At 47.1% G+C, this 13,043-nt stretch carries 11 protein-coding genes and 1 other annotated feature; of the genes, 10 read left to right on the top strand and 1 reads right to left on the bottom strand.

All coding sequences use genetic code 11. The features are described from left to right. Positions 1-8: 8 nt before the first annotated feature. From BN1080_RS02965 to serA, 9 genes are all read left to right on the top strand, one after another. Entirely contained in the window at positions 9-1,154 is a 1,146-nt protein-coding gene (locus tag BN1080_RS02965; RefSeq protein ID WP_052650405.1) for an HpcH/HpaI aldolase/citrate lyase family protein, read from the top strand. Then, positions 1,087-2,457, top strand: coding sequence for a phosphoribosyltransferase family protein (locus tag BN1080_RS02970; protein WP_052650407.1), 1,371 nt, complete (start codon positions 1,087-1,089; stop codon positions 2,455-2,457). The genes BN1080_RS02965 and BN1080_RS02970 overlap by 68 nt, the downstream gene beginning before the upstream one ends. Beyond that, positions 2,454-3,563 (top strand): cysteine protease StiP family protein, encoded by a 1,110-nt coding sequence (locus BN1080_RS02975; protein ID WP_052650409.1) that lies wholly within the window; start codon positions 2,454-2,456, stop codon positions 3,561-3,563. Before BN1080_RS02970 ends, BN1080_RS02975 begins: the two co-directional genes overlap by 4 nt. Continuing rightward, entirely contained in the window at positions 3,560-4,375 is an 816-nt protein-coding gene (locus BN1080_RS02980) for an HAD family hydrolase (protein ID WP_052650411.1), read from the top strand. The genes BN1080_RS02975 and BN1080_RS02980 overlap by 4 nt, the downstream gene beginning before the upstream one ends. A gap of 15 nt (positions 4,376-4,390) precedes the next feature. Further along, positions 4,391-6,004 carry a YceG family protein gene (locus BN1080_RS02985; RefSeq protein WP_052650413.1) on the top strand — a complete coding sequence of 538 codons (1,614 nt, stop codon included), beginning with the start codon at positions 4,391-4,393 and terminating at the stop codon, positions 6,002-6,004. Positions 6,005-6,023: 19 nt separating this feature from the next. Next, positions 6,024-7,103 (top strand): toxic anion resistance protein, encoded by a 1,080-nt coding sequence (locus BN1080_RS02990; protein ID WP_052650415.1) that lies wholly within the window; start codon positions 6,024-6,026, stop codon positions 7,101-7,103. 26 nt (positions 7,104-7,129) lie between these two features. Continuing rightward, entirely contained in the window at positions 7,130-7,708 is a 579-nt protein-coding gene (locus BN1080_RS02995; RefSeq protein ID WP_052650417.1) for a TerD family protein, read from the top strand. 219 nt (positions 7,709-7,927) lie between these two features. Further along, positions 7,928-8,154: a binding site (T-box leader), on the top strand. Between the two features lie 85 nt (positions 8,155-8,239). Beyond that, on the top strand, positions 8,240-9,397 hold the full coding sequence (locus BN1080_RS03000; protein ID WP_052650419.1) for a pyridoxal-phosphate-dependent aminotransferase family protein: 1,158 nt from the start codon (positions 8,240-8,242) through the stop codon (positions 9,395-9,397). Position 9,398: 1 nt separating this feature from the next. After that, positions 9,399-10,985 carry a phosphoglycerate dehydrogenase gene (gene serA, locus BN1080_RS03005; RefSeq protein WP_052650421.1) on the top strand — a complete coding sequence of 529 codons (1,587 nt, stop codon included), beginning with the start codon at positions 9,399-9,401 and terminating at the stop codon, positions 10,983-10,985. A 20-nt stretch (positions 10,986-11,005) separates the two neighbouring features. On the opposite strand, the gene BN1080_RS03010 is transcribed toward serA, so the two are convergent. Further along, positions 11,006-11,809 (bottom strand): HAD family hydrolase, encoded by an 804-nt coding sequence (locus BN1080_RS03010; protein ID WP_052650423.1) that lies wholly within the window; start codon positions 11,807-11,809, stop codon positions 11,006-11,008. A gap of 127 nt (positions 11,810-11,936) precedes the next feature. On the opposite strand from BN1080_RS03010, the gene BN1080_RS03015 reads away from it, so the two are divergent. Continuing rightward, a complete protein-coding gene (locus tag BN1080_RS03015; protein ID WP_234398919.1) occupies positions 11,937-13,040 on the top strand; it encodes a nitric oxide synthase oxygenase in 1,104 nt (367 codons plus the stop codon). Positions 13,041-13,043 lie beyond the last annotated feature (3 nt).

Here is a 13,043-nt window from a genome sequence, read left to right on the forward strand (position 1 = left end):
GACGGAAGATGAAACATTTCGACGTATTGAGTAAATCGGATTTAAAAGCGTTTTTTAAATATTCCCCGGCAGAATTCTCCCGAGATACGGCAAGGGAAACATTGGGGCTGGCATTAGGCGCAGCTCTTTACACCCCTGGTTCCAGACAGGATATCGCTTCGAAAATACTGGGAGGAAATTATCGCCGGGGAGCATTCGCCGGATTGGCTACTTTAATCATTTGTTTGGAAGATGCGGTAGCTGATGCGGAATTAGTAGATGCTGAAAAGAATGTTGCCGAGCAGCTGAAACGTTTGGATGCAGCAAACTCCTGCCAGCTTACTGAGGGGCCGGCACTTTTTTTGCGGATCCGCAGCGCAGCACAGTTGGACGGCCTGATCGCTTCTGCTGGAAAAGCGCTTAGCATTTTGACAGGAATCGTTTTTCCCAAATGCGACGCTGAAAATCTGCGGGCTTTTTTCCAAGCGCTCGATCGGGCAAGCGAAGCAGCAGGACGCAATTTATATGCTTTGCCGCTGCTTGAGACAAAAGAAGTCCTCTATGCGGAAACGAGACAACATACTTTAAAGGAAATTTACGGGATTTTAAAAGAAAAAGCGGATCGTATTTTGACTGTACGTGTTGGAGCTACTGACTTTTCCAGCCTTTACGGATTGCGGCGTCCAGTTGAGCGCACCATATATGATGTCCATGTAGTTCGCGATTGTTTAGTAGACATCATCAATCAGTTTGGGCGGGCAGAGGACGGGTTTATCGTGTCTGGCCCGGTGTATGAGCACTTTTCGACCGTCCAATTTCCATTTGTTGCATCAGAAGCTGAAAAAACCTTATGGGAAGAAGTACAGCTGGACGTTTTAAACGGCTTTAAAGGAAAAACCTGTATCCATCCGTCCCAAATCATGACGGTAAATGCAGGGTATATGGTGACAAAGGAAACGTACGACGATGCATCCCTGATTCTCGCAGAAAGCGGAAAATTCAACGGGATCCTGCAAAGTCCGACGCGCAATAAAATGAACGAAGTAAAACCGCATTTAAGCTGGGCAAGAAAAATTGCCGCCCAGGCGGAAGTCTATGGGGTGCTGAATGAAAACTTTAAACCAATCGATGTCCTCAACCATATTCGATCAAACCAATTATCAACTCAACTATAAGTTATGGGAGAATTTGGATTTAACTGTGACGGTCCGTGAGGCTTACCAGGGCCTTCCGGCAGAAGCGCTTTTTTCAATGGGCCTTCGGGTCAATAAAAAACGCCAATTTCTCTTTGTCAGCAAACTTATCGCCAAGCATCTTGCTGTGTCTCCTTCGATTGCGCTTGGGGCCGGCAGCCTATTGGCTTCTTTATTGATGCAAAAAGAGGGGCTGCCTCCTATTCCGCAGTCTGCCCAGCTGGTCCAAATGTTGAAGAGCGGGGTGCCAAACCCGTCAGTGACGAAAGAATCGCTTCGGCATACGGCAGCATTGCCGGAGAAAACGGTATTTATCGGGATGGCAGAAACGGCTACAGGACTTGGCCATTCTGTTTTTCAGCATTTTGAAAATGCAGTTTATATCCATACGACCCGTGAACAAATTAGCGGTTTAGAGCCTTCCTTTGTCTTTGAAGAAGAGCATTCGCATGCCACTTCCCATAAGGTATATGCACCGGAAGGGCTGTTGGAAGAAGCGGAAGCGATTGTTTTGGTCGATGATGAAATTTCAACCGGCAATACGCTGATTAATTTAATCACCGCCTTGGATGAACAGTTTCCGGGCAAAAAATATACGTCCCTTTCCATATTGGATTGGCGCAATGAAGAGCAGCAGAAGAAATTCAGCCAGTTGGCTCAGGACCTGAAAATCGATATAGCGGTATTGTCCTTGATGGCCGGGCACTTTGAATTGAACCATGGGTCGTCTCCGGATGAATCCCCAATCGAACAATTGGAGGGCAGTTCCCCAAAACAGCCGCAGGAGCTCGCCGAGGCAGAACAGCTCCCTTATGAATCTTCTACGGGACAGCAATATATACGATTGACTGGAAGATTCGGGCTATCGAGCAAAGAGCAGCAGGCAATCGACAGCTGGGCATTAGAAACAGCAGCGAAGCTTGAGCAGAAGCTAAAAAGGCCGTTAGTAGTAGGAATCGGCGAAAATATGTATTTGGCGCTCCGTTTCGGGCTTGCGCTTAGCGATGACTCGATTGTCCAAACAACCACGAGAAGCCCGATTTTCGCTGCGGATCAGGAAGGATATCCGATTCGTGAGAAAGCCGGTTTCCGACTGCCGGATGCAGATGGAGTGGATCAGTTTATCTATAACCTGAATGGTTTGGATATTGACCGGATCTATCTGCTGGCTGAATCTGTTTCAGAGCTGGCAGACTGGGGTCCGTTAATCAGTTATTTGGAGAAGAAAGCGCCGGTCGAATGGATTTCATTGACGGCAGCCAAAAGGAGGAATTCCACTCAATGATTGCTACGGGATTAGTTAGAACCAGTTATCCGAAAGAAGATATCACATTTTTATTGAAAGATGTCACAGCTGATTTTGAGGAAAGCACGCTCGAAGAACGCGAAAATGCCGTCCGCTCCGGAGCGCATTATGCGGAGCGCCTGCCTATGGAATATCAGCCATCTCAGGAATATACAGAACTCTACCATGCAACTGTTGAGACAACGAAGGAGCGCCTAAGCCATCTGGTGGGAGTCGTTTCTCGCCGCATTTTGCTTAATGCGCAGACAGAGGATGTCGTGCTGGTATCGTTGGCGCGGGCCGGAAGCCCGGTCGGCATTTTGATTCGCCGGTATGCGGAACAGATTCTTGGATTGAACTGGCCGCATTACAGCGTCTCGATTCTTCGGGATAAAGGAATTGATGAAAAAGCGATTGAAACTATTCAGGCGGCGCATCCAGGCAGCCGCATTCAATTTATAGACGGCTGGACTGGAAAAGGCGCCATCCAAAAAGAATTGACGAAATCCGTTGATAGCCTGAATAGCCGAAAAGGTTGGAATTTGCAGGATGATATGGCCGTTTTGGCAGATCCAGGTGCTTGTGCTGTGCTTTTTGGCACGCGGGAAGATTTCCTGATTCCAAGCGCTTGTTTAAACTCAACGGTTTCCGGTCTTGTGAGCCGGACGATCCTAAATGAACGCTATATTGGCGAAGATGATTTTCACGGGGCCAAATTCTACGAAGAATTATTGGCAGAAGACTTATCCAATAATTTCGTAGACGAAGTCACCGCGTGTTTCCTCGAAACTGCAGAGGCAGTTGAAAAAGAAGTTTCATCTACTCCGGTCACTGCCGAAAGAACATGGCAAGGCATGAAGGAAGTCGAAGAAATAGGAGCGAAGATGTACAGCGAAACGGATTACCATTTAATCAAGCCGGGTGTAGGCGAGACGACGCGCGTTTTGCTGCGCAGAAGCCCTTGGAAAGTGCTGGTGAATGATTTGGAGCATCCAGACGTCCAGCATCTGCTGATTTTAGCGAAAGAGAAAAATGTGCCGGTTGAAGTAGTTCCTGAATTGTTTTATCGTTCCATTGGATTGATCAAGTCAGGAAAAGAAATATGACATTCCTATTTGCCAGTGATTTAGACCAGACATTAATCTATTCGAAACGGTCCATGGGAAAACAGGCGGTTGAATCCGATTTGCGGGAAGTCGAGCGCTATGAAGGAAACCCGCAGTCCTTCATGACAGCAACTGGTCAGCGAATGCTTCACGAGTTGGCTGAAGAGCTTTGCTTTCTGCCTGTTACAACGCGGACTCAGAGCCAGTATGAACGCGTTACCGGCATCTATAAAGGCGATGCTGCACCGAAATTCGCTGTGATTTCAAATGGTGCCGTCATTTTAGAAGACGGCGAACCGATCAAAGAATGGTCAGACCATATCCGCAAGCAATGCGTCAGCAAGAAAACCATTGTAGAAGAGCTTATGCCCAAAATTGATCAGCATTTCTCGGAAGAGTGGGTTTTGCGTGTAAGAGAAGCAGACGGGTGGTTTGTCTACTTGATTATTGACCGTGAAAAATTTCCATCCGAAAAATTGGCATTTTATACAAAGACTTTTCGGGAAATCGGCTGGTCGATGTCGCTTCAGGGCAGAAAGCTTTATTTCATGCCCGAAAGCATCACAAAAGCAGGGGCGATGGAGTATGTTAAAGAACGCATTGGCGCTGACTATGTGGTAGCAGCTGGCGATTCGCTCTTGGATCTCGATTTGCTTGAAAGCGCAGACCTTGGCCTGTTGGCTGCCCACGGTGAAGCAGTAAGAAGCAGGATCCCCGTTTCAGCGCACATCGAAACGACTGAAAAACGAGGAATCGAAGCGGGAGAAGAAATACTTTTCCGTGTTCAGCAAGAAATTTTGCAGCATAAATAATGAGGAGGGAATCCCATGGTTCAACTGCATCCGGTACGCGTGAGAACGTGGGATCCGGAAAAGATTGGGGAGTGGCTGAATAAGCCCATCGTCAATCATCCAGAAACGAAAATTGAAGAAGATAGCTTGACCTATCCTCAGCTTATCGGTGAATTCGTCGGCATGTCCTTAGACGAAGACGATTATTTTGCTGGCATTTATGACACCATGGAAGCCGCAGAAGGACGTCTGATCCGGCTATCCGGGAAACTGAACAAACAAATTTCCTCCGAACGGCTGCGCAGCCTGCAGGATTTGTTTGATATGAACAAAAAAGAAAACGGCCTGTCGCCGAGCCGGATTGTCGCATTTCTTGACGGCAAAGGCCTTATGCCGAAGCTGAAAGATCCCGGCTTGAACCGCAGGCTGCGGCTCGTGCTGATTGATACCCTCAAAGAGTTCCAGAACCACTCGGCAGCTGCCACAACCCATTCTTCTTTCCGCAGAGTAGCAACGGATTTAGTGAAATGGACATTCAATCACATTGAGCCGGAACTTGAAAAGCTAAATCTGGAAAAAGGCTTGCCCGCTTTTTTATGGTATGCCGATATGTCTGAAAGCGAAAAATGGTTCCTGAAATTTTCTGCAGCGTTCGGATTCCACATCATTGCGTATGATCCTGAAGGCAAACATTGGCTCGCCGATGCAGTAGGAGGGCAAGATCTTCTCAGCCATAGCTTCCAGGTAACGAGTGATCATGTAGTGCAATTTCCGGATGAAAAACCGGAACGTGTCGGAACCGTCGCTTTTCGCGCTACGCAGGAAGTGGACCGTTTGCTGCATCATGATGATTCAGGCTTATACAAGCCTTTCCAGTTTAAATCGTACTCGACACGTTCGATTCGCCTAAAAACGACAATTGACGAAGCGTTCATGCTCGCCAAAGAACGTGCAATGGTCCGGCCTTCTTTTGGCGTCGAGCGGGGAAGCGTTATCATTCCCGTAGTATTTGCTAAAATAATGGGGATCGAAAAAGACCGAAAGCGGTTTTGGGACAATATCCATAACTTAACGGAAAGAGAAGATACATTATTGATCCGCAGTTTCCCGTTTATTGAAGAACGGAAAGGCAACCAATTGTTTCATTACCGAGCAGCACTGGATAAGACCGGAAGGCTAGATCCGGAAAAAATGAAAAACGCCAATTGGTGGAAATACAGCCGATTGCCTGATGGGGTGCAAACGGCTATCTGCGAAGCGATTGCCAGACATGTAGAAAAGCCGATGCTGACTCCGCAAACGGGAGAATCGTTTGAAGACCTTCAGCTTTATTTATTTTCACAATCGATGTCACTTCCGGATTCGGTGATCCAGTTAATCCAGTTATTTGATTATCCTCAGTTTGTGCCGACTCTTTTGTTCTATAATGAAGAAAAAGACGCTGAATTAAGCCGGGCAGATGCCAATGCAATCGCACTTGTCCATACATTCGGCCTCGATGTCATCATGATCAACCCGCAAGGCCATCAAGACATCGAACGCTGGATTGACACGGAAGCAATCGACACGCATTGGCTGGATGAAAGAAGTTTTAATGAGCCCTACCGAGAACCATCTGTCGTGAAAAAGATATTCAGAAAATGGCTATGACCTAAAAGGAGTGAAGAAGATGAATACATTGCCGCAGCAAATTGAACAGCAGGAATCTCTTATGCAAAACGAAAATGAGTTGAAAGTGAAATTGAAGCAAGACCCGGAAGTCATCAAATTGGCCTCTACGATCAACCCGAAAAACCAGATCGAGTTATTGGAGTTCGGGCGTGAGCCGGCCAATGAAATTTCAGCTTTCACGGGAAAAGTCTTGAATTCTGTCCAGGCAAACAGTATGGAAGAATCCAGTGAACTGCTAAAGCAGCTTGGAAAGATCATGGACAAATTCGACAAAAAGGATTTTGTTGAAAAGAAAGGCTTCTTGAACAAAATTTTCAACAAAGGCAACAAGATGATTGAACAATTGTTCAGCAAGTACCAGACGATGGGAACTGAAATCGATAAAGTGTACGTGGAAATCACCAAGTATGAATCGGAAATGAAAAAATCGACAACTACCTTGGAAGAATTGTACGATCAGAACTTCAATTATTTCATGGAACTGGAAAAGTATATCGCAGCAGGCGATTTAAAAGTCCAGGAATTGAAAGCCCAGGAGCCGGAAGTCCGTGCAAAAGCGGAAAGCGGAAACCAGATGGCTTTGATGGAGCTGAATTCTTTGCAGAATGCGATTGAATTATTGGAGCAGCGGGTCTACGATTTAGAGATGGCGAAACAAGTATCGTACCAATCCGCTCCGCAAATCCGCATGCTGCAGCGCGGCAATACGAAATTGATCGGAAAAATCAATTCGGCTTTTGTTACGACCATTCCGATCTTTAAAACCGGTTTGATTAATGCCATTGCCGCGAAGCGCCAAAGCTTGGTCGCAGAAGGCATGAATGAGCTGGATCGCCGGACAAACGAAATGCTTTTGAACAATGCAAACGACATCTCAAGACAGAGCGTCGATATTGCGCGTATGTCTGGACAACCGAGCATCAAAATTGAGACAATTGAACAGACGTGGGAAACGATTATGCAAGGGATGAATGATACGCGCGAAATCGAAGCGGAAAACCGCAAAATGCGTGAAGAAGGGCGCCTTCGCATAGAAGAGCTTCAAAAGAAATACGAAGATACCCAGCGTAAAGCTTAATTAATCAGTCGGAGGAGGAAATTATTATGTCATCGATCAACTTATCAAAAGGGCAGAAGATTGACTTAACAAAAACAAATCCAGGATTAACAAAGGTTCTCGTCGGTTTAGGATGGGACACGAACAAATATAGCGGCGGCGGAGATTTTGACTTGGATGCGTCGGTTTTCCTTGTCGGGGAAAACGGAAAATCCCGCGGGCCGGAAGATTTTATCTTCTATAACAACCTTGTGGGAGGAAATGGTTCGGTTACCCACACTGGCGATAACTTGACTGGTGAAGGGGAAGGGGACGATGAGCAAGTGATCGTCGATTTGCCGAATGTCCCGGCAGATATCCATAAAGTGGTCTTTACGGTAACGATCCACGAAGCGGACAGCCGCGGCCAAAACTTCGGACAAGTATCCAATGCCTTCATCCGCATCTTGAACGAAAGCACAAACGAAGAAGTTCTGCGCTACGATTTAGGGGAAGATTTCTCCATTGAAACAGCCCTTGTCGTTGGTGAATTATACCGCCACGCCGGCGAGTGGAAGTTCAACGCAATCGGCAGCGGCTACCAAGGCGGACTTGCTGCATTGGTCAGCGACTTCGGTTTAGCTTAAAACAGAAAATAGCATTTACAAAAAAAGCCTGGGAAGCAAATTTCATTTGCCTCCCAGGCTTTTCTATTTTCATTAACTCCCAAAAAATTTTTTAAATGTGTGAAACACCAAGGGAATAAGCTTTCTGCAAATTGAAAACGGTTACATATTATCTGAATATTTTATCTATATTGACAACTTGTTTTTATTTGATTATGATGGACTCAATTCAAATATCACTTAACTATGTTGATGGAGATAAGGTGTAGGCAGAGGAATCTGAAGAGAGCTGATGGGTGGTGGAAATCAGCGGTTCCGGCTTATGGCAGCACTCCTGAATAGATGGATTGAACTTGAGTAGGTCCATCCGGCCTGTGCCCGTTACGCATTCGAACCAATGAGGCTGCCTTTAAAAAAGGCAGTGAATTAGGGTGGTACCGCGAACCGAAAGGCTCTTCGCCCCTTGCATTTATATGTAAGGGGAGGAGAGCCTTTTTTAGTGTTCAATTGGATATGAGTTAATTGCCTTAAATCGAAAGGGGAAATTTCACTATGCTGACTGACCAACAAATTTTGCGTATTCCGGGGCCAACGCCCATACCGCCAAGTGTCAACCGGGCGATGAGCCAACCGATGATCGGCCATAGAGGCGAGAGCACTTCCGATATGATCAGCGATATTCGGCCGAAGTTAAAGCGCGTTTTTGGAACGGAACAAGAAGTCATGATTTTGACTGGAAGCGGAACTTCTGCTTTAGAGACGGCAGTCGTCAATGTAGTCGCTCCCGGAGAAACGGCAGCGGTGATAGTAACGGGATCATTCGGAGAGCGTTTTGCAAAGATCTGTGAAGCGTATAACATCGAAACCCATATAATCGAAGTGACTTGGGGAGAAGCTTTGGAGCCTTCGGCGATCAAAGAATTTTTGCAGGAACATCCTGAAGTGAAAGCCGTTTTTTCTACTTATTGCGAAACGTCAACGGGCGTATTGAATCCGATAGCGGAACTGGCTTCGGCCATTAAAGAAGTTTCAGAGGCCCTCCTCATTGTCGATGGCGTTTCCTGCATCGGCGGGGTGGAAACGAAAATGGACGAATGGGGATTGGATGTCGTCGTAACAGGGTCCCAAAAAGCCTTTATGCTGCCGGCGGGCTTAGCATTCATCGCGGCGAGTGAACGGGCATGGAAAAAAATCGGAGCCAACCCGCGGCCTCGTTTTTACCTGGATATGAAAAAACATCGCGACAATATCATCAAAGACACGACGCCTTTTACTCCCGCAATTTCACTTCTTTTCGGTCTCCAGCAAGTGCTCCGGTTGATGGAGGAAGAAGGTCTGGAGGAAGTATATGCCCGGCACCGGTTGATGATGGAGATGACGCGTTCAGCTTTTAACGCATTAGGAGTACCGCTTCTGACAAGCGGCGAAGATGCTTCGCCAACCGTGACTTCCGTCCAGCCGACGGACTTCGAAGCACCAGTTTTCCGGAAAATCATGAAACAGGAATTCGGAATGGACATTGCCGGAGGGCAGCAGCACATGGCGAAAACGGTTTTCCGCATCGGGCATATGGGATATTGTTCGCCTGCCGATATGCTTCAAGCGATTGCCGCCATGGAAATTGGCATCGCCAAAGCCGGAGGAGCGGTTGAACTCGGCAAAGGCGTCCGGGCAGCGCAGGAAATCTATTTGAATGAAGGGAAGAGATAAAATGGCTTTTCAAATTTTAATCAGCGATCCGCTAAGTGAAGACGGCATCTATCCTTTGCGGCAGGCAGAAGGCTTCAATATTGTCATGGAAACGAAATGGACTCCCGAACAATTAGGGGAACAGATCGGCGAATTCGATGCGCTTCTAGTCAGAAGCCAAACGCAAGTGACGCGTGCAATTATCGAAAAAGCGGAGAACCTGAAAATTATTGGCCGGGCAGGGGTAGGCGTGGACAATATTGATCTCGAAGCGGCTACCGAACGCGGCATCATCGTCGTAAACGCGCCGGACGGCAATACCAATTCCGCCGCCGAACATACGATGGCGATGCTCATGTCGATGGCCCGGAAAATCCCTCAAGCCTTCCATGCGCTGCGCAATAAAACCTGGGACCGGAAATCATATGTAGGGGTTGAGCTTAAAAACAAAACACTTGGCGTGGTCGGACTGGGCCGAATCGGCGCGGAAGTAGCGGCAAGGGCAAAAGGGCAGCGGATGAATGTCATTGCCTACGATCCTTTTCTGACAGCTGAAAAAGCGGAGAAGCTGGGCATTGATTTTGGTACCGTGGAAGAAGTGTTAAAAGCTGCAGACTTTATCACCGTACACACGCCTTTATTGAAAGAAACACGGCATTTGATCAATGAAGCGGCATTTAGCATCATGAAAGACGGCGTTCAGATCGTCAATTGTGCGAGAGGCGGAATTATTGACGAAAATGCCTTATACCATGCCATCAAATCGAAAAAAGTAGCAGGTGCAGCACTTGATGTGTTTGAACAGGAGCCGATGGTGGATTTTCGTTTGCTCGACTTGCCGGAAGTGGTGGCGACGCCGCATCTTGGTGCTAGCACAATTGAAGCGCAGGAAAGCGTGGCAGTGGATGTCAGCAAAGACGTCATCAGTTTCTTGACTTCAGGGACCGTACGAAATTCCGTGAACTTGCCTTCTGTGCCGAAAGAAATCATGGCAAAAATTGAACCTTATTTCGAATTGTCGGAACGGCTTGGCATCTTTTTGACGGATTTGGCCGACGGCACCGCAGAAGAAGTCAATATCCAATATTCAGGAGAGCTGGCGAATATGGAAGTGGGGCCGCTGACGCGCAATACATTAAAAGGCCTATTGAAGCGCCATCTCGGTACGCATGTGAATGATGTCAATGCGATGTATTTGGCCAATCAAAAAGGGATAATGGTGAACGAAAGCAAGTCTACCACTTCGAGAGGGTTTACGAACCTGATTACAGTGGAAGTAAAGACGGCAAAAGGCACGCGAAAAGCAGCTGGAACTTTGTTGAATGGCCAAGGCGCACGTATCGTCAAGGTTGATGATTTTATCGTCGATGTGGTGCCGAAAGGGCATTTATTGTTCATTCGCCATAATGACCGCCCTGGGGTAATCGGACGCGTCGGGACCTTGCTTGGAACAGAAGATGTCAACATTGCGACGATGCAGGTGGGGCGTTCAAATGAAGGGGGAGCTGCGATCATGATGCTGTCCATCGATAAAGCAGCCCAGCAATCGAGCCTCGAGCAATTGAAAAACTTAGCAGAAATCGAAGAAGTAACAGCGATCAATCTTTAAACAAAAAGCAGAAAGGCTCTTCAGAGCCCTTCTGCTTTTTTGATTGCTTCCAGAATCGGCAGCAATTCCTGGAGGTGTTTGATTTCGTATGTAGGAATGATGGTATCGTGGGGAGCTTTCGCTTCCCGGTTGATCCAGACGGAACGGATGCCGGCTTTTTCCGCACCGATGATATCGGTCATGAGATTATCTCCGACCATCAATGCGTCTTCCGGCTGCAGGCCGAATTGGGATAAGGCATGCTGGAAAATCGCAGGATCCGGTTTGCCGCTTCCGAAGGCGCCAGAAATGACAATATGGTCAAAATAAGGGGCAATTTCCGGTGTAATCTCCAGTTTCGTCTGTTGCAGCGAAGGAGAGCCATTCGTCAGCAGCAATAATTGATAACGCCCTTTTAATTGTTCGAGAATTTCCAAAGATTCTTCATAAAGAGTCGGGCTTTGCCTTCTTGCTTCCGGAAAATAAGCGGCCAGCTTTTCGCCGAGTGCAGGGTCCTCAATGCCGATCTCTTTTAATCCGCGAGTCCAGGCGTTTCGCTGGTAATCCGGCATTATAGCTTTCATTTGCTGGAAATCGCTGCCTTCATCGTCAAATGTTCCCCACAATCCTTCGAAAGGGTTGATGCCGATCATTTGTGTATAAGGATAAGTAGAGTAGCTCGCGTAAAGCTTGCTTGCTTCGCTTCTCACCGCTTCTTCAAGGCGGCTGCAGTCTTTCCCGCTGATTTCAGCTGCGAGCTCACAAGTTTTTTCGAAAGCGGTCGCCACACTTTTTTTATCCCACAATAACGTGTCGTCCAAATCAAAGAAAATCGCTTTTACCATGGATGGAATCTCCTTAATTTATATTTTCAAACTCCTTCAAGTCTACTGCATCCTTATCTAAAAACAAAGAGCTATCATTTAGAGAATGAGAGCCGAGATGGTATGATGAATCCAAGGAGTGATGTTCGTGAAGGCAGTTGAGACAAGGCATGCTTTGCTGGAAGAAGCAGCTAATTTTTTGGCAATTTGCTATACCGAGTTAGGGAAAAATGAGCAAGAGCTGGCAGATAGAATAGAGGGGGTAGCCAAGGAAATTGATGCGACTGGCACTTACCGCCATACGTTCGAAGAATTGGAGCACGGTGCGAAAATGGCGTGGCGCAACAACAACCGCTGCATCGGCCGGCTATTTTGGAATTCATTGACGGTTTTTGATGAACGTTTTCAAAAAACAGCGGAAGGTGCATTTGATGCACTGATTCAACACATTGATTTTGCTACGAATAAAGGAAAAATCCGTCCAACGATTACGGTCTTCCCGGCTGCACACGACGGAGAAGATGAGATGCGCATTTGGAATCATCAATTGATCCGCTATGCCGGCTATGAAAAAGATGGAAAAGTGGTTGGAGACTCCAGTTCGATCGAATTCACCCGGCAATGTGAAAAATTGGGCTGGAAAGGTGAAGGGACCCATTTTGATCTTCTCCCAATCGTGATTCAAGTAAAAGGGCAAGAGCCTCGCTTTTTCGAGTTGCCGAAAGAATCCGTGATGGAAGTGGAAATCACGCACCCAACTTTTGAAAGGTTTAAGGAAATAGCTGCCAAATGGTATGCCGTTCCAATCATTTCTGATATGAAGCTCGAAATCGGCGGCATCCATTATACGATGGCGCCGTTCAACGGCTGGTATATGGGCACCGAAATCGGGGCGCGGAATTTGGCTGATGAAGACCGCTATGATTTATTGCCGGCAGTAGCAGAAGCGATCGGTGCGGATACAAGCTCGAACCGGACGCTCTGGAAAGACCGGGCGCTTGTCGAACTGAACGTTGCCGTCTTGGAGTCTTTCAGCGAAGCCGGCGCCACCATCGTGGATCATCATACGGCTGCTAAACAATTTCAAAGCTTTGAAAAAAAAGAGGCTGGTGCAGGAAGGGACGTCACCGGCAACTGGGCTTGGCTCATTCCGCCGATGTCTCCAGCCACTACGCATATTTTCCATAGGCCGTATAAGAACGATAAAGTGAAGCCGAATTATTTCTATCAGCAAGCGCCGTATTCAACGTAAGGA

The organism is Planococcus massiliensis (assembly GCF_000821325.1).
Taxonomy (GTDB): Bacteria; Bacillota; Bacilli; order Bacillales_A; family Planococcaceae; genus Planococcus; species Planococcus ruber.